Origin of the sequence: Agrobacterium sp. 22117 (assembly GCF_052045735.1) — a bacterium.
Lineage (GTDB): Bacteria > Pseudomonadota > Alphaproteobacteria > Rhizobiales > Rhizobiaceae > Agrobacterium > Agrobacterium cavarae.
Window position 1 is genome coordinate 178152 of sequence record NZ_JBQEPP010000005.1, and the last position, 23888, is coordinate 202039.

A 23888-nucleotide genomic window follows, 5' to 3' on the forward strand; every position below is an offset into this window, starting at 1 on the left:
TAAGCGTCGACCTAGCTTCTGACACCGTAGGCACAACATTTCGTCGGCAATTTTCGCAGGAAACTCAAATCGAGTTGCCGTGGAAGGTCGTAAAATCATCCAAGATCGGCACCCTTGAAGCTATGGCGGGCAAAAAAGCGGTCGAGATCGCGCTGCTGGGGCGCGATACCGGTATACACCTCGATGTAGTGAGGAATGCGTTTCATGCGCAAAGAAATGTTCTCTTTCGTGCGCATCGAAACGTAGCCGATTTGAACGAGATAGGTCGTGCGGGCCCGAACATCCGCGTCCAGCTCGGCGTGGCCAAACCGCATGAACATATTCTGTAGCGCGGAGAGCCTTGCGCGGTCGGCATTTTCTATCTCTGTCGAAATGTCCTCAGACTGCAGGGCCCAACTCCGAACCGCAAATTCAAAGCGTGGATCGAACAGTTCGGGGCTAATCCAACAATCAAAGACGTTGAACATCGCCTCAACGATACTCTCAGCATAAGCCTCGCACTGCTTGACCAAATTGCCAGTGTTCTTCTCCCGCCAGCGGGTGAGAAGCGCCGACAGAAGCTCTTCCCGGTCCTTGAAGAACCAGTAGAAGCTCGTGCGGGACAAGTTCAACTTTTTTCCAAGCGGCAGGATTTTCACCGACTCGACGCCGGTTTCCAACAAGGCTTCATAGGCAGCCTGCAGCCACACCTCTTGCGATCCGCGCCAACCGCTGTCGTGAGAAATCTCTGTCATGGTCGGTTCCTATCAAACCGGTGGATCTCAAACAATTGCCTGATCACACATGCATCGAACCAATGTACTGCCATGCTCTTAATATTGACACCTATGTACATTTTTTTTAGTTTGACGACAACCCTCTTGCGGAGAAAGCCGATGTCGAACGATCCCCTCCTCCAGCCTTTTCAACTTAAGCACCTGACGCTCCGAAACCGCATCATCGTCACAGCGCACGAACCGGCCTATCCGGAAGACGGGATGCCAAAGGAGCGATATCGCGCATACACGGTGGAGCGGGCGAAAGGCGGAGTTGCACTGACGATGACGGCCGGATCAGCAGCCGTATCGAAAGACAGCCCTCCGGTTTTCAACAACCTGCTCGCTTATAAGGACGAGATTGTTCCCTGGATCCGGGAAATGACCGATGCCGTGCATGAGCAGGGTTCGGCGATCATGGTTCAACTCACCCATCTTGGCCGTCGCACGCGATGGGACAAGGGCGACTGGCTCCCGGTCGTCGCCCCATCCCATCATCGCGAAGTCGCGCACCGCGCTTTTCCCAAGAAGATAGAGGACTGGGATATCGAGCGGATCATCAAGGACTTCGCCGACGCCGCAGAGCGGATGCAGGCAGGCGGCATGGATGGCGTGGAACTGGAGGCATACGGCCATCTCCTCGAGCAGTTCACCTCGCCTCGAACCAATGAGCTGGATGCCCCATATGGCGGCTCGCTCGACAACCGCATGCGGTTCTGTCTCGACGTGCTTGGCGCGATTAGAAAGCGCGTTGGCAACGAATTCATTCTCGGCATTCGTTACACGGCAGATGAGCGGGTAGCGAATGGCGCGGGCTCGGAGGAAGGTCTCGAAATATCGCGACGCCTAAAGGAAAGCGGCCTGATCGACTACCTCAATGTCATCCGCGGCCATATCGATACAGACCCAGGACTGACGGATGTCATTCCGATCCAGGGGATGGCCAATTCGCCGCATCTCGATTTCGCCGGTCAGATCCGGTCAGCAACCAATTTCCCGACGTTCCACGCCGCAAAAATTCCCGATGTTGCAACGGCTCGGCACGCCATCGCTTCCGGCAAGGTCGATATGGTTGGAATGACGCGCGCCCATATGACAGACCCCCACATTGTCCGTAAGATCATGGAAAAGCGGGAGGATGACATACGACCCTGCGTCGGGGCGAATTACTGTCTCGATCGCATCTACCAGGGCGGCATGGCCTTCTGCATCCACAACGCCGCAACGGGACGAGAGGTCGACATCCCTCACACCATCCCCAAAGCCACGCGACGTAGAAAAGTGGTCATCGTTGGGGCGGGACCCGCGGGGCTTGAGGCGGCCCGGGTGTCTGCCGAACGCGGCCATTCGGTTGTCGTCTTCGAGGCCGCCAACAACGCCGGTGGGCAAATCCGTTTGACGGCTCAAAGCGAGCGCCGCCGGGAGATGATTAGTATTATCGACTGGCGGATGAGCCAGTGCGAAAAGCTCGGCGTTCAGTTTCACTTCAACACCTGGGCGGATGTGGAGACCGTAGAGGCTGAGATGCCAGACGTGGTGATCATCGCTACGGGCGGACTTCCCCATACCGATGTACTGGTGGCCGGCAACGAACTCGTGGTGTCTTCATGGGACATCATCTCGGGCGACGTCAAACCCGGCACGAACGTCCTGATCTACGACGATGCCGGCGACCACGCAGCCCTTCAAGCTGCCGAGATTGCCGCGAAGTCCGGAGCGAAGGTGGAGATCATGACACGCGACCGCGCCTTTGCGCCGGAGGTCATGGGCATGAATCTCGTCCCCTATATCAGAGCATTGCAGAAGCTCGAAACCACGTTCACGGTGACCTATACGTTGACGGCAGTGGAGCGAAGCGGAAACCAGTTGCTGGCCCACATCGGCAGCGATTATGGTGGTGTCGACAAGCGCAAGCTCTTCGACCAGGTAGTGGTCAACCACGGAACACGGCCGCTGGATGAACTCTACTTCGAGCTCAAGCCGCAATCGATCAACGGTGGTGAAGTCTCCCACGATCAGCTTATTGCAGGCGATTCCCAATCCGTGACGCGAAACGAGAATGGCACGTTTCAGCTTTTCAGGATTGGCGATGCAGTAGCGGCGCGTAACACCCACGCCGCAATCTACGACGGTCTGCGTATTGCAAAGGATCTCTGATCGTTCAAATCCAATCGAAGCGAAAATGGACGCATCCTCGACGGCTCGCTAAAGGGCCGTCACAATCGTTCATCCGCACGGGCTCACGCGCTGCAAAGATGACGTTGGCAAGGAACAAGCTGTTGGGAACTTTGTTCTCGATGGCTGGTGAAATTGCTTATGAAAGAAATGCGAATGGATGTGAGCGCGTCTAGACCTAATAAGAAAAGAGCCGCCGCATCTAACAACGCCCCTGAGCCGATCCAGCCACCAAAGCTACCGCCAGGATTCGTTGCAACGAGGCTTGCTGCTTTGCTTGCCCAATCCGAAACGTCACTCTGCTATGTTGCGGCGAGTGAGGGAGAAGCCGACCGGATAGCGGAGGCCATCACTGCTCTTTTCCCAGAGATAAACCATATTGTGTTTCCTCCGTGGGATTGTCTTCCATACGACCGCGTTCTCCCGTCTCGCCACTGCATGGGCCGGAGAATGGACGCGCTGCGACTATGGATTGGTGGACCTTCCAGCCGCCGCCTGATGCTGACGTCATTGGAAGCAATCCTTCAACGCGTCCCGCCAGCAGACGCCATCTCCGAGAGCGTTTTCGAATTGGAGGTCGGCACATCATTCAACCGCGATGCGTTCATGAATTTCATCGCACGCACAGGATATACGGAAGAAGGCGTTGCCGACGATCCGGGGGAATTGGCTGTCCGTGACTGCGTCATCGACATCTACCCCGCCGGTGCTCCGGGGCCCATGCGGATTGTGCTTGATGAGAATGACAACCTTGTGGAGTTGCACGGCTTCGACCGCCTATCGCAGCGCACGGAAAGTTCTTTGGAGCACGTATCGATTGGCCCCGCTTCGGAAATTATCAAAGGTGATGACGCTTCTCAAGACGCCGGTCCATCTGCAAGTACCATCGAGAACTCGCTCATTCGCCAGTACGATCTCATGCCGAGCGTGTTTGATCTCCTCGGTGATACGACCCTGATCCTGGGACAGGGCATCAATCAGCGGCTCGAACACTATCTGGACATCATCGACGACGCGCAGCAGGCCCATATTGATTTCGGCGTAGCGGATGCAGCGTCGCGTCAGTCGCTGTATCTCGACCGCGGCGAATGGGACGAGCAGACCGGTCATATGCGGTTAGGGACCCTAAAAGTCGACGATGGTGAGGATCTGCCGACGAAGCCCTATGACGCCGATTACCGAAAGTCGATCACCAGATTCGCGCAGGACGCCCTCCAAGAGCATAAGAAGGTTCTGATCGCGGGTAACGGCAAGCGCGCCGAGGCCCTTTATCGGCGACTGGAGAAGGGAGCGGACGCTCCCAACGGTACGGTCGGCCGATGGGATGATGTTTTGAGAGCGACGCCTGGCAGTCTCATGAAGATTGCCAGCAATCTCCAGGAAGGTTTTCTCGATACGAGTGAGGGTATCGTCGTCGTTGCTGCACCCGATGCACCGATGGCCGACACCAACTCTCATCAATTGCTAACCGAGCCCGAGCTTCGGATCGGTGATGTGGTTGTGCACGAAGATCATGGCATTGGCGTTCTTAAGGATCTCGAGACGATCCTTGTCGAAAACGTAGCGCGCGACGCAGCCCGATTGCAGTATCGCGATGGAGATTCCATCCTCGTTACCATGCGAGAATTCGACAAGCTCTGGCGTTATGGATCCGAGCCTGATGCTGTTTCGCTCGATCGTCTCCACACCGAGGCATGGAGCAAAAAGAGCCAGAAGATTGCGCAGGACATCGTTTCAACCGCCCGTCACCTTTCGAAGATTGCCAAGCAGAGGCAGTCCTCACAGGCGCAGACATTCATCCCTCCTCGCACTCAATTTGCAGCCTTTACGCGCCGTTTTCCTTTTGCCGAGACCCGCGATCAATCAAAAGCGATCAACGATGTTTTGTCTGATCTCGCATCGGGAAAGGAAATGAACCGCCTCGTGTGCGGAGACGTCGGCTTCGGCAAGACGGAGGTCGCGCTGCGCGCCGCGGCGGCGGTGGCCCTCTCTGGCGGACAGGTTGCCGTCATCGCGCCCACCACCGTTTTAGCGCGTCAGCACTTCCAGACCTTCCAGCAACGCTTCGAAGGGACAGACGTCTCTGTCGGGATGATGTCGCGGCTGGTTAAGCCAGCCGAAAGCAAGCAAACCAAAGCGGCTCTGGCTGAGGGCAAAATCGGGGTCATCGTGGCGACGCAAGCGATCTTCGCAAAAGATGTGCGTTTTGCGCGGCTTGGGCTGTTGATCGTGGATGAGGAGCATCGTTTCGGGTTGAAAGAGAAGAGTGCGATGAACAAGCTCGCGCCTTCCCTCCACACGCTTATGATGTCGGCGACACCAATTCCGCGAACACTGCAATCGGCTATGGTTGGCGTTCAGGAGGTAAGCCTTCTCACCACGCCGCCATCGCGAAGGCGTCCGGTGCGTACCTCACTCGCTGCTTTCGACCGCGCATCGATGCGAACGGGTTTGATGCGGGAGCATCGCCGAGGGGGACAGAGCTTCGTCGTCGTTCCTCGTATTGAAGACATCGAAGGTGTCGAAACCATACTGAAGAACATCGTTCCAGAACTGTCGGTCAAGGTGGCGCATGGCAGGATGCCGGCAGCAAAAATCGACGAGACAATTGTCGGTTTTGCGGGAGGCGATGGAGATGTCCTGCTCGCCACCAACATCATCGAGAATGGGCTGGACGTGCCGCGGGCCAATACCATGTTCATATGGCACCCAGAGCGCTTCGGGCTTGCTCAACTTCATCAACTGCGCGGACGCGTCGGCCGTTCTGGCGCGCAGGGCAGAGCGACCCTCTTGTTGAAAGAGGGCGCAGATCTGGGCGAAGACGCTTTGTCGCGGCTTTCCACGCTTGTCGAGAGTGACCGGTTGGGGTCCGGTTTGGCGATCAGTGTGCGAGATCTCGATCTGCGTGGCGGTGGCGACATCGCCGGTGATGATCAGGCTGGGCATATGAGGGTGATCGGCGTCGGACTGTACCAGAAGCTTTTGGCTGGGGCTGTCGCGGAACTGGGCAAGAAATCATCACCTTTCCCGCAACAGACGATCCTTCAGCTCGACACAGCGGCGACGATACCGGCGAACTATGTGTCGGATCCCGCCACCAGACTCAATCTCTATGCCAAGCTCTCCCGTGCCTCCAGTCTCCTCGAGATAGATGATCTGAAGGAAGAGTTTGAGGACAGGTTCGGTGAATTGCCTTCGGAAGTACTCATCCTGCTGCGAACAAGCCGCGTTCAACTGAGCGCGGCGCGATTAGGCATCTCAAAGCTCGAGGCGGGACCGAAGGCGCTCGCCTTGACATTCACATCAAAGACCCCAGCCAAGGTGCTCGCACACCTTACAAAAAAGGCAGGAGCAGTGCGACGGGACGACAGGCTGATCTTCCAGGTTTCAAGCGGCAACGGCGAAAAGCAACTGAAACAGTTCGAGCAGATTCTGGCGGAAGCCAACACGAGCATGAGGTAGCAGCGAAACGCTTTATGACCGACCTAGAGTCGAGCAGCCATATCCGGTTAGGTTACGCGGATAAGCTCATGATTATGAAACGGAAACCGGCTTAGACCTCATCATGCTTGCCGTTGCTGGATCAGCACGACGGCAAAGCCTCGGTGGAAGCCCTTTCATGATAAGTTCTGCATCCGCGACGGCCATCGAACCCAAAGCATAGAAGGCATCGCGTGTACCGCCCGTCCTGTGAGCAGAGAGAAGGATGCCAGGCGCGCTCCGGACCGGATCATCTACCTTGACTGGTTCCTCCGGAAACACGTCGGTTGCCACCCTAATATGGCCTGATGCTGCAGCCTCAAGCATCGCCGGAAAGTCTACGACGGCGGCACGGCTCATCAACAGGAAAGCCGCACCCGGTTTCATCGAGGCGAATTCCTTCTTGCCGAGGAAACCTTCGTTCTCGCTTGTGACACTGGCGAAGACGAAGACCACCTGGCTTTCTCGTAGGAGCTCATCAAGCGTCGATGGCAGGCAATCGAGCCGCTCGACAATCTCCTTCGGTAGCCAGGGATCGAACACGCGGACCGTGTTTCGGAACGGTCGAATGAGCTCACGCAGTTCACGACCAAGATCGCCGAAACCGATGATGCCGACCGGGGCTCCGGCAAAGCGGAATGTCTCCGAATTCCCTTCAAGTCCATAACGCTCGGTGCCCTGCCTGAACGCACGATCCGCTGCGGTAATGCCGCGTGCCAGGTCCAGCGCCATGGCAAGCGACGCTTCCGCAACCGGTGATGCGAAAGCCGACGCCGGTGTGATCACCCATATGCCTCGCTCGACGCAGGCCTGATAATCGACATTGGGCAGAAAATTCGATTCCACATTAATGATCGCCTTCAATCGCGGCGCGCGATCCAAACGCTCTCTTGGCATGTCAGTCTGGCCGAATATCAAAACCGTGTCTGGAAGGTAGCGCTCCACCTCTTCGGCGGGCATCTGGCGGTCTTCGGATACGATTACCTCGCCGAGCGCCTCCAGACGGGCTCGAACGGAAGGCTCCATGATCAGGTCCAGCGTTCTCGGCAGTGGATCGACCAGAATGATGTTGCGGCTCATCGTTTCCTCCCTCGAGAATCGCGTGAGCGGCAGATTAGCGTGAATACCCCCTCACCGGGCAAGCTCAATTCGGCGATGATGACAGTCGACAGGCGCAAGTACCCGGCGTCACTCCCCACAGTCTATGAGATGGAAGGAGGCAGTCAGCTTTGGCCGCCTGCCCCCTCGTTCCTTACATCGCCGGCAGAACGGCGATGTCTCTCACTTCATTCTCCACGCCGGTGATCGCGCCGACTTCGGTCGCCTTGCCGGTCTCGAGATTGACCGTATAGAGCATCTTGTTTGCAGCAAGGTAGGCCGTGTTCTTGCCACCTTCCGTGCCCTGAATATCGAAGGCGTATGTCGCCGGCTTATCCTTGAGGCCAAGCTTACCAATTGCCTTCAGCGTCCCATCATTCGGCTTCGTTTGCTGGATCAACGCGCCGATGGTGGCGTCGATATTGTACATCGCCGTCTTTTCCGGCTTTCCGATGGAGTTCGTATAGGCGGCCGCGACGATATTCGGCGTTTCGCCCTTGTGCATATCGCCCTCTTCGAAGGCGAGCGTACCGTCAACCGTGACCGCACCCGTGTCAGGGTGAACCCGGTGGTTGGTGGTTCCGCTCATGAAACGCAGACGATCCGCCATCGGGTTGAAGTCGACCACCACCGGAGCATCGGTGATCGTCAGCATCTTGTCCATTTTCGCTATATCGCTTGCAGCGCCCGTTTCCAGATTAATGCTGACGATGCGATGATCGGGCGTAACGCCAACAACGGTCTTGTTGCCGGGGCGATAATCGATGCCGACAAGCTTATCGACGCCTGTGACCTCCATCGTCTTCGACACCGCGGGCTTTTCCGTGTCGAACATGACGAGTGTCTTGTCGCCGCTCAATCCCAATACCGGCGCTGCCAGCGCGGATGTCGCCGTAGCGATGACGGATATGGAGGCTGCCAAAGCAAAACGAATGGTCTGCATATTCTTCTCCCGTGCGTTTAAAATCGAAGAAGGTTTCGCCACATGGCTTTCAACCCTCCATCTTGAAGACACCACGGGGGATGCGATTGGATGCAGCCGGTGAAAATTTTTTTGAAAGCTGCATCTAAGTGCCCGCGACCCGGGTATAGATGGCAAAGACAGCGGATTTCCCTTTCCGATCCGAGGAGATGAGTTTGACAGCGATGGGCTCTTTGCCGGTTGATCTAGAAAAAGCGCTCAATGGCTGCGCCAACGGCGACCGGCTGGCTTTGCGTCAGATATTCGATCAGGAGGCAGGCAAGCTAATCGCCGTGGCCCAACGTATCGTTCGGCGTCGTGAGCTTGCAGAAGAGGTGGTGCAGGACGCCTTCATCCGCATCTGGACGCACGCCCATCAGTACCGCTCCGATAGCGGTTCGGCACGCGGCTGGATTTATGCCATTGTTCGCAACAGAGCGCTCAATCTGCTTCGTGACGGCAGACGAGAGCATGTGGTCGAAGACGTTGAGACGCTTCGCGACGATCAGCAGGCAGATGAGATCATGGCGGCCTGGCATCGCTTGGACCGCAACTCCCGACTCTATGAATGCCTCGGCTCTCTTGAGGACACGAAGCGGCAAGGCATTCTGATGGCGTATGTCGGCGGTTACTCACACGGCGAAATAGCCGGTCGCCTGAGAATTCCGCTCGGTACTGCCAAATCATGGATCCGGCGTGGACTGTCGGCACTGCGGGAGTGCCTGGCATGAACTATGACCGCAAGGACGTGCCTCATCTTGCCGACGAGTATGTACTGGGATTGCTCGACGCGGTTGAAGCCAGAGAGATCGAGGATGCCATGAAACGTGATCCTGAACTCAAGGCCGCGATCGCGGCAAGCAGGGATCGGTTCCTGCCACTCGATACGAGCCTGGCTCCTCAATCGGTCAGCGAAGACCTCTGGCGGCGCATCGAGTCTGCTCTGCCCCGTCAAGACCATCGCGCCCCTGACCGGCCAGTCGCAAACGACAACAGTCTAAGGCGCTGGAAGTTCGCAGCGCTCACCTCTCTCGCCGCGTCACTGCTTCTGGCCGTTGGGCTCGTCTACAGCCTGACCAGAACGGTAGAACCGCTGGTCATCGCGGTGCTGGTCAATGATGCCGGCGAAGTCCAGGCGGTCGTGGAGGATTTCGGCAATGACGAAGCCTCTGTCCGGCTGCTGGCCGATTTCACCGTTCCGCGCGACAAGACGATCCAGGTCTGGACCCTGCCATCGCGCGATGTGGGGCCTATCTCGCTTGGTCTACTTGACGGTGTGCATTCGGCTCGCCTTCAAGGACCAGCCCTTCCGAAACCACGCGCAGATCAGCTTTACGAGCTGACGCTTGAGCAAGCGGGCGGTTCGCCAACAGGGCGTCCAACGGGACCGATCCTGGCGAAGGGATTTGCACGCATGCCGCGCTAGCTTTCACTCTTTGAGGGCACGCTCAACAACTGTCATCTGTATGACCTCGTGCGCCTGCGTCACAACGGTGTAGGTTGAACACCTCGTACCGCGCAAGATCATAAGAGCGAAACCCCATCATTGGGAAGGCCATGAAAAGCAGCACATTTCCTTCTAAAGCAGATTGCTGCGTCGAACCGCCAAGCCGCTGCGGTCGATCTAGGCAGATGGAGTGACAATGCGCAGATGGTCGTTCTGGCTCTGGCTCGCGGCGCTTGCCGTTCCGGTTTCCGTACTGATCTCGCTTCAGATTGATCTGTCTGCCGGGCCTTCCATCGGCGGGGGCGGATACGATCTCGGACCCTTCATCTACTCATGGCTGTTGATGCTGACGACGGGTATCTGGACAGTGAGCACGTTCATTGCGGCGCTTGTGTATCGAGACAAGGAGGCCGGGAAGAAAGCACTGATCTTGACGGCGATTGGCTGTCTGACGTTTCTGATAGCGTTGCAGATCTACGGCCGAAACCTCTCCTAAGGGCAGGTGCACGATCATGCACCGGGGCCGCAGTTGCCGCCCACCAGTGGGTCTTATGCAAGCCTTACTTCTGGTTCGATATCCCTTGTCGGCCTGTGAAAGCTCGCTTCCTGCGCGCGCGCCGTTTAGGCGTCACTCGATCGATGCCTTGGCGCCGGCTTGTTTGCGGTTCTCTGCGTCAGGCAAACCTGCATGGTACGCGTAACGTGTTGCAACGCAGCATCCACAAACAATTCTATTTTCCCTAATCAAAGGCGCAGAACCTCCAGCGCTTGCTATCACCCGCAAGTTTGACCAAGACGTCTTCATGATTTCCATTTCTGATCTTTCCACCCGTATCGCCGGACGCCTCCTCCTTGATAAAGCCAACGTTACGCTTCCAAGCGGCACCAAGGCAGGCCTTGTCGGCCGCAATGGTGCCGGCAAGTCCACGTTGTTCAAAGTCATCACAGGCGATCACGGCGCCGAAACCGGGTCGGTCTCGATCCCAAAGAATGCCAGGATTGGTCAGGTGGCTCAGGAAGCTCCAGGCACTGAAGATAGTCTCATCGAGATTGTCATGGCTGCCGACAAGGAGCGTGCTGCGCTGATGCTGGAATCGGAAACAGCGACCGATCCGGAACGCATCTCTGACATCCAGATGCGGCTCGTTGATATCGACGCGCATTCGGCCGAGGCGCGCGCATCCAGCATCTTGGCAGGCCTTGGGTTCGATCAGGAGGCCCAGCTTCGCCCCGCATCATCCTTTTCCGGTGGATGGCGTATGCGCGTGGCGCTGGCATCGGTGCTGTTCGCCGAACCTGACTTGCTACTACTCGACGAGCCGACAAACTATCTCGATCTGGAAGGCTCGCTTTGGCTTGAGGATTACATTCGCCGCTATCCTTACACAGTCATCATCATTAGCCATGACCGCGACCTGTTGAACAACGCCGTCAATGCGATTGTCCACCTAGACCAGAAGAAGTTGACCTTCTACCGTGGTGGATACGACCAGTTCGAACGCCAGAAGGCCGAAAACGACGAGCTGCAAAACAAGGCCAAGGTCAAGAACGAAGCAGCGCGCAAGCACCTGCAGAGCTTCATCGACCGCTTCAAGGCCAAGGCATCGAAGGCCAAGCAGGCACAATCGCGCGTCAAGGCGCTGGAGCGGATGGGTACCGTGTCTTCTGTAATCGAAGACCACGTTCAACCCATGACATTTCCTACCCCGGAAAAGCAGCCTGCTTCGCCGATCATTGCCATCGATGGTGGTTCGGTTGGCTATGAGCCGGGAAATCCAATCCTCAAGGGTATCGATCTGCGCATCGACAATGATGACCGCATCGCGCTGCTGGGATCGAACGGTAACGGCAAATCGACGTTCGCCAAATTCATCTCCGGCCGTCTCGCGCAGGAGACTGGAGATCTGCGCACAGCGCCTTCGCTGAAGGTCGGTTTTTTTGCTCAGCACCAGATGGATGACCTGGTGCCTGAGGACTCCGCAGTCGATCATGTGCGCAAGCTGATGCCGCAGGCGCCTGAGTCCAAGGTGCGTGCACGCGTCGCGCAAATGGGTCTTGCCACCGAAAAGATGGCAACCGCGGCCAAGGATCTATCCGGTGGAGAAAAGGCGCGTCTGCTGATGGGGCTTGCGGCATTCCATGCGCCCAATCTGCTCATCCTCGACGAACCCACGAACCATCTGGACATCGATAGTCGTCGAGCTCTGATCGAGGCTCTCAACGACTATGATGGTGCGGTCATCCTGATTTCGCATGATCGTCATCTCATCGAAGCGACTGCAGACCGCCTGTGGCTTGTAAACAATGGCACTGTCACCACCTTCGAGGGGGATATGGACGAGTACCGGGATATCGTCGTCTCGTCCGGCAAAAAGAAAAAGAAGAAGAAAAACTAAGGTCCAATCGCCTTCATATCCGAGCGACCCCAGCTTGTGCCATCGGACAAGATATCGACGCGCTATCGAGTATCGAGTGACGCGGCGGTTTTGCACGTCGTATTTTAGGGTGCTGCCTGATAGACAGGTAGTTCCAAGAGCAATTTCGCCTGAGCGAAGGAACGCCGATGGGTTTTAGAACGCCGAAATTTGAGTACGTGAATGGCTACAAGATCGCTGAGGTCGATGGTCCAACGTTCAAGGTGCTCGATGGCGATCGTCAATTGGGCGAAGATTTCCCTTACTCCGGAGAAGCCGCCGCTTATGCAAGATCTCTGCCGAGCCGCGATCCCCAGAAGTAGGCGAGACAACAGTTCATGACGACTGCGATAACCCCGTCTCTCGAGCAACTCGGTTGGTCCCCTTTCTTTGCCGATCAAGTGAGCGAGAAAGACTCCGGCTTGGCGCCAAGACGCATATCATCGGTTCACCGCTCACGCGTGGAGGCAATCGATGTAGCGGGGTCTGCTGCGTTGGAACTACCAGCCAACAGCAACACGGCAGACTTTGCAGTCGGCGACTGGATCCTCGCCGATCCGCTGACCGGAATGTTTGTCGCCAGACTTGCCAGAAAAAGCCTGTTTCAAAGACGCCAGGAGGGCGGACGTGGCCAGCAACTGGTTGCCGCCAACATCGATACATTGTTAATTGTGACCTCATGCAATGCGGACTTCCATCCCGCCCGGCTGGAGCGTTATCTGATCATGGCAGACCAGGCCGGAAGCAAGCCCGTGATCGTGCTGACCAAGGCGGATACGACGGCAGACGTTGGCGATTTTCAGTCAAAAGCAGAGGCATTGCAGCGCGATCTCCCTGTGATTGCGCTGAATGGGCGTTCTGCAGATGCTGTCGTCTCGTTGATGCCATGGTTAGGCATGGGTCAAACCGTTGCACTGGTGGGATCATCCGGTGTTGGAAAGTCAACGCTGGTGAACACACTGACCGCCTCCGATTCTATGCAGAAAACCGGAACCATCCGTGAGTACGATGCACAGGGCCGGCACACCACGACGGCGCGGTCCCTGCATGGGGTTCAAGGCGGTGGCTGGGTCATCGATACGCCGGGCATAAGGACGCTCTACGTCAGCGACATCACCGATGGAATAGATACGCTCTTCGCCGAGATCACAGAGTTAGCGCCTCTGTGTCGGTTTCGCGACTGTACCCATGCGCATGAGCCTGGATGCGCGGTACGAGACGCGATAGCAAAAGGCGATGTCGATGCCGATCGCCTCGAACGTTGGAGAAGCCTGTCTGCCGAAAACAGCAGCCGTACTCCAGTGCTGAGCGGACCGCGCGGCAACAAGACGATCAAGAAAAAGCGTTAAAGCATGGTCCACACAAAAGTGTGCAGCGGTTTTGCGATAACGACATACGAAACAAGAACGACCTGAAGCGGGGGGGAGGCTCACGCATCAACGGGAAAAGAGGCCAATGGCGGATCCGCATTTGGACCCGCCATCATTTTTACGTCGTGGTCAGACAGGCCGAGCCTACCTTGTCACATAGCGCTTCCAGGGATGCTCTTCCTTGAATCCCAAAACTTCTCGCGCCTTACGATTGGACAGCGGTGCTTCGTCCCTTCCCATTTCGCGCGTCACCGGCGTATTGGGGGCATATTTGGCGAGGAATTCGGCGGTCGGAAGATCGGCCGTGATCGTGTCGTTGACCGCGTTGAACACCTGAAAGCCCAAGCCGTCCTTCTCGATACACAGATGAACAATCTCGCCGAGATCGCGCGCGTCGATATAGCTCCAGGCATTGCGTTTGCGAGACATGGGGTCATCAATGAAGGCCGGGAAGTTTCCGTATTCGTGCGGTTCGATCACGTTGCCGATGCGCAGGGCGTATATATCGGCTTTGTATCGCATGGCGAAGGCACGTGCCGTCTTCTCATTTACGAGCTTGGAAAGACCATAGCTATCCATTGGGTCGCTATCGTAATCCTCTTCGAGAGGAAACGAATGGAAGTCCTTGTCTCCTTCCGCAAAGCACACACCGTAGGTGGTCTCGCTTGAGGCGATGATGACCTTACGGACGCCGAGCTTCATCGCAGCTTCAATGACATTGTATGTGCCGACGACATTGGCCTGGAATGTTTCATTGTCCGGCTCGATCAACACCCGAGGGATCGCCGCGAAGTGCACGACGGCGTCGGGCGCAGAAGGCGGAGCGCCGTTTTCGAAACCATCGAAACCGAAATGGGTCGTCAGGGCATTGAAGACCTGACCACTGTCGGTGATATCCGCGATCAGCGTATTCACTCCGGGCAAGTCCAAGGGCTTCAAATCGATGTTCAGGACGGAGTATCCCTTGTCCAGAAGCTTGGGAACGGCATGGCGCCCAGCCTTGCCTGTGCCCCCGGTGAAAACGATACGTTTGCTCATGTCTTGCCTCCTCTTGAAACGCGCGCGCTTGGTGATGGTCGATCGTTCTGAATTGATCGCTGACACCACTTGCGCCTCCTTATCCATACGACAGCAAATCCATCATTGACGCAACGAAGGAAATGATAACGAGACTGTATGTCACGTTTTTCAGTCGTTTAAAAAACTTTATGAAAGTAAATCATAAAGTTCCCAATGCGCTTCTGTTCAGCAGCTTTGCCACCCAATCAACGAAAACACGAACCTTGTTCGTCACATGTCTGGTCTGTGGGTAGACGATGTAGATCGGCATGGGCTCGCTTTTCCATTCGGGAAGAACACGCACCAGCTTTCCCTCCTTGATCTCGTCCCTTATCGAGAACGGTACCAATTGTCCGACGCCCATTCCGGCAACAACGGCATGCTGATAGGTCCTCGCATCGTTCGCCGATACGATGTATCGCGGGCTAATTTCAACGGAACGGGTACCGTCGTCGAAGGCCATGCTCATTACTTGTCCCGCATTGGCATTCAGGTAACCGACACAGTGATGATCGACTTCCAGATCTTCCGGCGTCTTTGGCATGCCGAAGCGCTCGATGTAAGCGGGTGAGGCAACCGTAAGAAAGTCGAGTTCCGAGACCTTTCGCGCGATAAGCGACTGGTCACGCAGTGTGCCCACGCGCAAGGCACAATCCACGTTTTCGGCGATGTAATCGACAAGACGGTCTCCGACACCGATGTCGAGCCGGATTTGCGGAAAGCGCTGGTAAAAATCACAAAGATTCGGAATAATGATCTTATCGGCGAACATCCCGGCCATCTCCACACGCAGGCGACCGGAAGGCTGGACGTTGGCGCTCGAAACGCTACCATCCAACTCGTCGATTTCCGCCAGGATTTGCGTTGCACGCTCATAGTAAAGTGCACCGTCTGTGGTCACCATGACGCGGCGCGTCGTTCGGTTCAGTAGCGTCGTACGCAGATGCGCCTCTAAACCCTGCACCATATTGGTCACGGTCGTCTTGGGGATATTCAGGGCATTGGCAGCCTTGGTGAAGTTTCCTGTCTCAACGACCCGTGCGAAGACGCGCATCGCCGCTAGCTGGTCCATCTGTCAACCTCGCTCGATTGTCCGTGAATTTGGAATAGTGTTTTCGAATTTGGATGCTTGCGCAACTTATCCCGAACAATATATCCATATTAGAAAGCACTACAAGAGACGTAGACAGAGTCTCTCGAGGAAATGATGATGGACACCCAGTGGCACGAGATCGAGACGAGCGGCACAATGTGCACGCCCCTGTCCGTGCGTGTCTACAGCAACGAAGGCAAAGTGCGGACGCCTCCGCTGGTCCTTTATCTTAGGGGTGGCTCTTTTCTGGCAGAAGGGGCTCAGTGCGAGGAGCTACCGGTCGCGAAAGCGCTTGCCGAAAGTGGAGCGGTGGTCATCGAGGCGGATTACAGCACCGGCTCCTGCAATGAGTTTCCGGCGGTGATTGATCGGGCTTTCGATGCGCTCGATTGTCTGAGCAATAGCCGCAAGCAGTATGGTAGCGCCAAATCCTTGCTGTTCGTGGCAGGAGAAGAGGCTGGCGGGAATGTTGCCGCAGGCCTGGCGCTAAAGGCGCGTGATCGGATGCCTGGGAAACTGGCAGGACAAATCTTGCTATCACCAATGATCGATCCGCTGATGGCATCGACCTCCTTTCGGGATGCCGACAAGATCGGCATGCGGCAGCGTTGGGCCGAAGGCTGGAGCCGGTATCTGGCAAAGGCCTGTGGGGTAGCGCACCCTTACGCGGCACCGTGCCAGTGTACACGGCTCGACCGTGTGGCCCCAGCTTTGATTTTTACCGCCGAGGACGACCCTCTGCGTGACGAGACAGTGAATTATGCCGCGCGCCTGCGTGATGCAGGAATACAGGTTCGGCTGCATGTTTTCCCTGCCGGCTCCGGCTGGACAGGGCTTTATCGAGGTGAAGGTGGCAAGTGGCTTTCGGCTGTTTGCGACGAGTTTTCGGGTTTTGTTCAAGACCTCAAGAATTAGCATTTTAGACAATCACTGATCGGCTTCCTTACGAAGCCAAGGAGTATCCCATGACGCTCAAGAACAAGCGCCGTGCCCTTGCGGGTGCCGGCATAGGACTTGCCATGTCCGTAGCAGCCGCAGCGCTGCTATTCGATCTTCCCATGACGACGGGCGCCGTTGCTGCGGCTCCGCAGGCGGAGGCGCCTGCGGTTCCAGTGACGGTCGCAGTTGTGCAAAGCAAAGACATCACCCACTGGGAGCAATTTTCCGGCAGGCTCGAAGCTGTCGAGCGTGTTCAGGTCCGCTCCCGCGTTGCTGGCCAGATTCAAGCGGTTCACTTCCGTGAAGGCGCACTGGTAAAGGCTGGTGATCTGCTCTTCACCATCGATCCAGCTCCCTACCAGGCAGCGGTTGCGGGTGCGGAGGCACAGGTTGCCTCGGCGGACGCAAAGATCGGCCTTGCCAAAACCGAACTGGAGCGCGGTCGGCGACTTTCCGACAACCGCACTATTTCGCAAAGCGATCTTGATCAACGCCAAAGCAATGTGGCGGAGGCCGAAGCGCAACTGCGGGCCGCCCGCGCAGCACTGACGACGGCACAGCTCGATCTCAGCTACACGGAGCTGCGCGCACCGATTTCAGGACGCGTCGGCAAGCTTGATGTGACGGTCGGCAATCTGGTTGCCGCCGGCTCCGCATCCCCTGCTCTCACCACGCTTGTGTCTGTCGATCCGATCTATGCAAGCTTCAATGCCAGCGAGGAGATCGTCGCCAAGGCGCTGTCGCAACTGCCCACCTCAAACGGGGCACTTCAGGCGCTGGAGCAGATCCCCGTTGAAGTCGGCACGCTCGCCGATGAGGGAACGCCCATCAAGGGTACCCTGCATCTGATCGACAATCAGGTAGACGGTGCGAGCGGCACCATCGGCGTCCGCGCGGTATTCGCCAACACCAATGGGCATCTCATTCCCGGTCAGTTCGTTCGCGTCCGACTGGGCGAGCCGAAGTCGGAAAAGCGCATCGTGATCACCGACCGCGCGATTGGCACCGATCAGGACAAGAAGTTCGTTTTTGTCGTCGATAAGGACAACAAGGTGAACTACCGCCAGATCAAACCCGGCCCATCGGCCGAGGGAATGCGCGTCGTCGAAAGCGGCCTTGAGGTCGGAGACAAGATCGTCGTCAGCGGCTTGCAGCGCATCCGCCCCGGTGCGGTCGTGGCTCCGCAGGCCGACGACAAGCTCGCCGCAGCCCAATAATTGATCCGACGGGCCTTCCTCGGCCCTTCCTATTCCCAATCGATGCAGAAAGATCCCTGCCGGTGGCGACACGCCACCGGGGTGGTCTCCCGCGTTCAGAATTCACCCGGAGAGGGCTAATCCATGAACATCTCCAGATTTTTCGTAGACCGGCCAGTTTTTGCTGGCGTCCTATCGGTTCTTATTGTCGTGGCAGGCCTGATTGGCATGCGCGCCTTGCCGATTTCCGAGTATCCGGAAGTCGTGCCACCTTCCATCGTCGTTCGTGCCACCTATCCCGGCGCGAACCCGAAGGTGATTGCCGAGACGGTGGCGACACCGCTCGAGGAACAGATCAACGGCGTCGAGAACATGCTCTACATGTCCAGCCAGGCGACCTCCGACGGTGTCATGACGCTGACTGTCACCTTCAAGCTGGGGACCGATCCGGACAAAGCGCAGCAGCTTGTGCAGAACCGCGTTTCGCAAGCCGAGCCGCGTCTTCCCGCTGAAGTCAGAAGCCTCGGCGTTTCCACCGTCAAGAGTTCTCCCGACCTGATGATGGTCGTGCATCTCGTCTCTCCCGGCAATCGGTACGACCTCACCTACCTGCGCAACTACGCCGTCCTCAACATCAAGGACCGGCTGGCGCGCATCGAGGGTGTGGGCCAGGTACAGATCTTCGGTGCCGGCGATTACTCCATGCGTATCTGGATCGACCCGCAGAAGGCCGCCGAGCACGACCTTGCCGCCAGCGATATCAGCAACGCCATTCGCGAACAGAACGTACAGGCGGCAGCCGGCACGATCGGCGCTTCGCCAAGCCCGAATGGCGTCGACTTGCAGCTCAACGTCAACGCACAAGGTCGGCTTTCCACTCCGGAAGAATTCGGCAACATCATCGTCAAAAGCGGCTCGAATGGCGAGATCACCCGCCTGCGTGACGTGGCGCGTGTCGAACTCGGCGCAGCCGATTACGCCTTGCGCTCGCTGCTTGACGGCGAATCCGCTGTGGCTATCCCGGTCTTCCAGGCTCCCGGTTCAAACGCCATCACCATTTCAGACCAGGTCGCTGCGACCATGCAGGACCTGCAGAAAGCGATGCCCGATGGCGTGAAATACGAAATCGTCTACGACACCACCGAGTTTGTCCGCGCCTCGATCGACAAGGTCATCGACACACTGCTGGAAGCCGTCGCTCTCGTCGTCATCGTCGTCATCCTGTTCCTCCAGACATGGCGCGCCTCGATCATCCCGCTGATTGCCGTTCCGGTGTCGATCATCGGCACATTCGCCGTCATGTATGTCTTCGGCTTTTCCATCAATGCGCTCAGCCTGTTCGGGCTTGTGCTGGCGATCGGCATCGTCGTGGATGACGCGATCGTCGTTGTCGAAAATGTCGAGCGCAACATCGAGAACGGTCTTTCTCCGCGCGAGGCGACCTATCGCGCCATGAAGGAAGTCTCGGGTCCGATCATCGCGATCGCCCTGGTACTCGTGGCCGTCTTTGTGCCGCTTGCTTTCATCTCCGGGCTCTCGGGACAGTTCTACCGTCAGTTTGCATTGACGATCGCGATTTCGACGGTCATCTCCGCCATTAACTCGCTGACATTGTCTCCTGCACTGGCAGCCCTGCTTCTCAAGGATCACCACGCGCCGAAGGATTGGCTGACCCGCGGCATGGACAAGGTGCTGGGTGGCTTCTTCAGGGGTTTCAACCGCGCCTTCGGAGCAGCCTCAAACGGGTATGGCAAGGGCGTCGGCGGATTGCTCAATCGTAAGAGCATCGTCATGGTCGTCTATATGCTGCTCGCAGGCGCAACCTATGCCATGTTTAATGCGGTGCCCGGCGGCTTCGTGCCTGCGCAGGACAAGCAGTATCTGATCGGCTTTGCGCAGTTGCCGGATGCTGCAAGTCTCGACCGGACGGAAGACGTCATCAAGCGCATGAGTGATATTGCCATGCAGCAGCCAGGCGTCGAACATGCAATCGCGTTTCCGGGTCTCTCCATCAACGGCTTCACCAACAGCTCGAACGCGGGCGTCGTTTTCGTCGCCTTGAGCCCATTTGAAGAGCGCACCACACCGGAGCTTTCTGGCGGCGCTATTGCCATGGCGCTCAACCAGAAATTCGGCGCGGTTCAGGATGCCTTCATCGCCATGTTCCCGCCGCCGCCCGTCAACGGACTTGGCACCACAGGCGGCTTCAAAATGCAGATCGAAGACCGCGCAGGCTTCGGTTACCAGACGCTCGACGAGGTCACCAAGGCCTTCCTCGGCAAAGCCTATCAGACGCCCGAACTGGCTGGCCTGTTCTCAAGCTTCCAGATCAATGTGCCGCAGCTCTACGCCGATCTCGATCGTGCCAAGGCAGAGCAACTGGGTGTCTCGGTAACGGACGTGTTCGAGACGCTGCAAATCTATCTTGGCTCTCTTTACGTGAACGACTTCAACGCCTTCGGTCGCACCTACAGCGTGCGTGTGCAGGCCGATGCCAAGTTCCGCTCCCAGGCGGAAGATATCGGTCAGTTGAAAGTTCGCTCATCGAATGGACAGATGATACCCCTGTCCGCATTGTTGAAGGTGAATGCCACGACCGGCCCGGAGCGCACAACGCGGTACAATGGCTTCCTGTCGGCTGATATCAATGGCGGCCCAGCGCCCGGCTTCTCTTCCGGCGAAGCCCAGGCAGCCATCGAACGCATTGCCAGTGAGACCTTGCCATCGGGCATCTCTTTTGAGTGGACGGATTTGACCTATCAGCAGATCCTTGCCGGAAGCTCAGGTTTGCTGGTGTTCCCGTTGGCGCTGCTGCTGGTCTATCTGGTTTTGGCCGCACAGTATGAGAGCCTCACTCTGCCGCTCGCGATCATCATGATCGTGCCGATGGGCGTGCTCGCCGCCATGACCGGCGTCTGGCTGACGGGCGGAGACAACAACATCTTCACCCAGATCGGCCTCATCGTCCTTGTCGGGCTATCGGCGAAGAATGCCATCCTGATCGTGGAGTTTGCTCGGGAACTGGAGTTTGAAGGCCGCTCACCGGTTGCCGCGGCCATCGAAGCCAGCCGCCTTCGCCTGCGTCCGATCCTGATGACATCGCTTGCCTTCATCATGGGCGTGGTGCCGCTGGTCATCTCTACGGGCGCCGGAGCCGAGATGCGTGCAGCCATGGGCGTCGCGGTCTTCTCAGGCATGATCGGGGTCACGATCTTCGGCATCTTCATGACGCCGGTTTTCTATGTGCTCGTTCGCAAACTCTCCGGCAACCGCCCGCTGATCCAGCACAAGCAAGAGCCTGCAAACACCGACTACAAAATGAGCGAAGCGGTGTGACGGCGATCACAATATCGTCAAACCACAAGCCCCGAGGACGATTGTCTTCGGGGCTTCTCTACATTGTCTGGAGTGTTCCAGGCCTCAGCCAGCGGCCCATCGATGTTCTCAGCCTTTGGTTTTGCACAACCCGCGAAAACCAACTGTCATAATTTCGTTGCACGTTCACTTGTTTTCGTTTTCTATATGACACGCTTCGAATGAAGCGAGTTGCCGCTGGTTCTGGGAGGTTCCGGCGCAAAAAAAATCCTGGACAGCTTGTTGCTGGACCATGCGTAAAACTAGGGAGGCATCATGTCCACGAAACGTCTCGCTGCATCCGCGGCGGCATTTGCTATTTCGCTTTCTTTTGGCACCTCTGCCTTTGCCGCGACCGAGCTGCAATGGTGGCACGCCATGACCGGTGCGAACAACGAGGTGGTCGATCAGCTCGCCAAGGAGTTCAATGAGAGCCAGAGCGAGTACAAGATCACACCGGTGTTCAAGGGCACCTATCCAGAAACCCTGAATGCGGGGATCGCAGCCTTCCGGTCGAAGCAGCCTCCAGCCATCATTCAGGTTTTCGATGCTGGCTCTGGTGTCATGATGGGTGCAGAAGGCGCCATCATGCCGGTCGCCGATGTTCTCAAGAAGGGTGGATTCGATTTTAACAAGGCCGACTATCTGGCGGGAATCGTTGCCTATTATTCCAAGCCGGATGGCACGATGCTGTCCTTCCCCTACAACTCGTCTTCGCCGATCCTCTACTACAATAAGGATGCCTTCAAGAAAGCGGGCCTCGACACGGAGAACCCTCCAAAGACCTGGCCCGCAGTCTTCGAAGCGGCTCGCAAGATCAAGGAAAGCGGTGCGGCACCCTGTGGCTTCACCTCGACCTGGCTGACCTGGATCCAGACCGAGAACTTCGCCGCCTGGAACAACGTCTCCTACGGAACGAACGAGAACGGCCTCGGCGGCGGCAAAGTGGAGTTGAAGATCAACGCGCCTCTCTTTGTCGAGCATTTCCAGTCGATAGCCGATATGGCCAAGGACGGGACCTTCCGTTACGGCGGCCGCACGTCAGAAGCGAAACAGCTTTTCCTGTCGGGTGAATGCGCGATCCTGACCGAGTCTTCCGGCGGTCTTGGCGACATCGTAAAGTCGGGAATGAATTACGGCATCGGCCAGCTTCCCTATTACGAAGGTCACGGACCACAGAACACCATTCCAGGCGGCGCGAGCCTCTGGGTCTTTGGCGGAAAGTCTGATGAAGAATATAAGGGCATTGCCCAGTTCTTCCACTTCCTGTCGCAAACGCCGATCCAGGCACGCCTGCATCAGGTTTCCGGATATCTGCCTGTAACCAATGCCGCTTACGAAGCCACGAAGGCTTCCGGCTTCTACGAAAAGAATCCGGCGCGTGAAACGCCGATCCTTCAGATGATGGGCAAGGCACCGACGGAAAACTCCAAGGGTGTTCGCCTGCCGAACCTGCCACAGGTCCGCGACATCATGAACGAGCAGTTCGAAGCCATGCTGGCTGGTAAGCAGGATGCCAAGACGACGCTGAACCAGATCGTCGAGCGCGGCAATGCAGCCATCGCGGCTGCCTCCAAGTAATCACCATAAGCTGAAGCCGCTGCCCGCATCTTTGGATGCGGGCAATGCTTTTTCCCTGGCCGGCTGAGGAGCATCACCCTTGCACACGGTTCACTTCCCGAACAAAATCCTGCCCTACCTCCTGTTGGCACCCCAGATCATCCTGACGGCGATTTTCTTCTTCTGGCCCGCAAGCCAGGCGATCTATCAATCGGTGCTGCAGGAAGATGCATTCGGGCTTAAAACGACGTTCGTCGGTCTCGCCAATTTTTCCGATACACTTTCGGACCCGAATTATCTCCACGCGCTTCAGGTCACGATCGTCTTCAGTGCGTTGACGGCCCTGGTTTCCATGGCCGTAGCATTGCTGCTTGCAACGGCCGCCGACAAGGTCGTGCGCGGACAGACCTTTTATCGCACGCTGCTTATCTGGCCTTATGCCGTGGCACCAGCGGTTGCCGGCATGCTGTGGCTCTTCATGTTCAACCCTGCCATGGGAACTCTCGCCTATCTGCTACGCTCGACCGGCTTCCAGTGGGACCCGTTGCTTAAGGGAGACCAGGCAATGGCGCTGATTGTCGTCGCAGCCGCCTGGAAGCAGATCAGCTACAATTTCCTCTTCTTCGTGGCCGGTCTTCAGGCAATCCCTAAATCGCTCATTGAGGCCGCAGCCATCGACGGTGCTCGTGGGAGCCGGCGCTTCTGGACCATCATCTTCCCGCTTCTGGCCCCCACCACCTTCTTCCTCTTGGTGGTCAACACCGTCTACGCCTTTTTCGACACGTTTGGCATCATCCATGCCGTAACCGGAGGCGGTCCCGCCAAGGCGACCGAAACGCTGGTCTACAAGGTCTACAATGATGGCTTCGTCAATTTGAACCTTGGCTCATCCGCGGCCCAGTCCGTGATCCTGATGATCATCGTGATCGGCCTGACTGCCTTCCAGTTCCGCTTCGTCGAGAAGCGGGTCCATTACGGATGAGGACC

At 57.2% G+C, this 23888-nt stretch carries 17 protein-coding genes and 1 pseudogene; 13 read left to right on the forward strand and 5 right to left on the reverse strand.

All coding sequences use genetic code 11. From position 1 onward, the window contains the following. Positions 1–95 precede the first annotated feature (95 nt). Positions 96–734, reverse strand: coding sequence for a TetR/AcrR family transcriptional regulator (locus ACTJKV_RS15645; RefSeq protein ID WP_112519710.1), 639 nt, complete (start codon positions 732–734; stop codon positions 96–98). Between the two features lie 141 nt (positions 735–875). On the opposite strand from ACTJKV_RS15645, the gene ACTJKV_RS15650 reads away from it, so the two are divergent. Together ACTJKV_RS15650 and ACTJKV_RS15655 are read left to right on the forward strand one after the other, a co-directional pair. After that, positions 876–2912 carry an NADH:flavin oxidoreductase gene (locus tag ACTJKV_RS15650; RefSeq protein ID WP_162743452.1) on the forward strand — a complete coding sequence of 679 codons (2037 nt, stop codon included), beginning with the start codon at positions 876–878 and terminating at the stop codon, positions 2910–2912. A 468-nt stretch (positions 2913–3380) separates the two neighbouring features. Further along, positions 3381–6392, forward strand: a complete 3012-nt coding sequence (locus ACTJKV_RS15655; RefSeq protein ID WP_440599045.1) for a DEAD/DEAH box helicase — start codon at positions 3381–3383, stop codon at positions 6390–6392. A 72-nt stretch (positions 6393–6464) separates the two neighbouring features. Here ACTJKV_RS15655 and ACTJKV_RS15660 read toward each other — a convergent pair whose 3' ends face one another. Beyond that, the gene (locus ACTJKV_RS15660; protein WP_112519707.1) at positions 6465–7490 is read right to left on the reverse strand and encodes a hydroxyacid dehydrogenase; all 1026 of its coding nucleotides are present in this window, start codon (positions 7488–7490) and stop codon (positions 6465–6467) included. A 172-nt stretch (positions 7491–7662) separates the two neighbouring features. Beyond that, positions 7663–8451 carry a DUF4394 domain-containing protein gene (locus ACTJKV_RS15665; protein WP_440599046.1) on the reverse strand — a complete coding sequence of 263 codons (789 nt, stop codon included), beginning with the start codon at positions 8449–8451 and terminating at the stop codon, positions 7663–7665. A gap of 203 nt (positions 8452–8654) precedes the next feature. On the opposite strand from ACTJKV_RS15665, the gene ACTJKV_RS15670 reads away from it, so the two are divergent. The 6 genes and pseudogenes from ACTJKV_RS15670 (at position 8655) to rsgA (ending at position 13679) form a co-directional block, all read left to right on the forward strand. After that, on the forward strand, positions 8655–9200 hold the full coding sequence (locus tag ACTJKV_RS15670) for a sigma-70 family RNA polymerase sigma factor (protein ID WP_062424375.1): 546 nt from the start codon (positions 8655–8657) through the stop codon (positions 9198–9200). After that, on the forward strand, positions 9197–9895 hold the full coding sequence (locus ACTJKV_RS15675; RefSeq protein WP_112519706.1) for an anti-sigma factor: 699 nt from the start codon (positions 9197–9199) through the stop codon (positions 9893–9895). Before ACTJKV_RS15670 ends, ACTJKV_RS15675 begins: the two co-directional genes overlap by 4 nt. Before the next feature lie 217 nt (positions 9896–10112). Continuing rightward, positions 10113–10412: a hypothetical protein gene (locus ACTJKV_RS15680; RefSeq protein ID WP_112519705.1), complete on the forward strand. Its 300-nt coding sequence runs from the start codon at positions 10113–10115 to the stop codon at positions 10410–10412. Positions 10413–10719: 307 nt separating this feature from the next. Beyond that, positions 10720–12303, forward strand: a pseudogene (locus tag ACTJKV_RS15685) (ABC-F family ATP-binding cassette domain-containing protein); the annotation flags it as partial. A gap of 176 nt (positions 12304–12479) precedes the next feature. Then, complete coding sequence (locus ACTJKV_RS15690) at positions 12480–12653, forward strand: hypothetical protein (protein WP_165456979.1); 174 nt, start codon at positions 12480–12482, stop codon at positions 12651–12653. A gap of 15 nt (positions 12654–12668) precedes the next feature. Beyond that, positions 12669–13679 (forward strand): ribosome small subunit-dependent GTPase A, encoded by a 1011-nt coding sequence (gene rsgA, locus ACTJKV_RS15695; RefSeq protein ID WP_112519704.1) that lies wholly within the window; start codon positions 12669–12671, stop codon positions 13677–13679. Positions 13680–13844: 165 nt separating this feature from the next. On the opposite strand, the gene ACTJKV_RS15700 is transcribed toward rsgA, so the two are convergent. Continuing rightward, complete coding sequence (locus ACTJKV_RS15700) at positions 13845–14738, reverse strand: NAD-dependent epimerase/dehydratase family protein (protein ID WP_274101235.1); 894 nt, start codon at positions 14736–14738, stop codon at positions 13845–13847. A gap of 181 nt (positions 14739–14919) precedes the next feature. Beyond that, a complete protein-coding gene (locus tag ACTJKV_RS15705) occupies positions 14920–15831 on the reverse strand; it encodes a LysR family transcriptional regulator (RefSeq protein ID WP_112519703.1) in 912 nt (303 codons plus the stop codon). Positions 15832–15969: 138 nt separating this feature from the next. On the opposite strand from ACTJKV_RS15705, the gene ACTJKV_RS15710 reads away from it, so the two are divergent. The 5 genes from ACTJKV_RS15710 (at position 15970) to ugpA (ending at position 23883) form a co-directional block, all read left to right on the forward strand. Next, positions 15970–16767 (forward strand): alpha/beta hydrolase, encoded by a 798-nt coding sequence (locus tag ACTJKV_RS15710; protein WP_162692974.1) that lies wholly within the window; start codon positions 15970–15972, stop codon positions 16765–16767. Positions 16768–16817: 50 nt separating this feature from the next. Then, a complete protein-coding gene (locus tag ACTJKV_RS15715; RefSeq protein ID WP_440599047.1) occupies positions 16818–18008 on the forward strand; it encodes an efflux RND transporter periplasmic adaptor subunit in 1191 nt (396 codons plus the stop codon). Positions 18009–18131: 123 nt separating this feature from the next. Continuing rightward, positions 18132–21323, forward strand: a complete 3192-nt coding sequence (locus tag ACTJKV_RS15720; RefSeq protein WP_440599048.1) for an efflux RND transporter permease subunit — start codon at positions 18132–18134, stop codon at positions 21321–21323. Positions 21324–21617: 294 nt separating this feature from the next. Continuing rightward, positions 21618–22922 (forward strand): sn-glycerol-3-phosphate ABC transporter substrate-binding protein UgpB, encoded by a 1305-nt coding sequence (gene ugpB, locus ACTJKV_RS15725; RefSeq protein WP_112519702.1) that lies wholly within the window; start codon positions 21618–21620, stop codon positions 22920–22922. A gap of 79 nt (positions 22923–23001) precedes the next feature. Continuing rightward, positions 23002–23883, forward strand: a complete 882-nt coding sequence (gene ugpA, locus ACTJKV_RS15730) for a sn-glycerol-3-phosphate ABC transporter permease UgpA (RefSeq protein WP_112358007.1) — start codon at positions 23002–23004, stop codon at positions 23881–23883. Positions 23884–23888 lie beyond the last annotated feature (5 nt).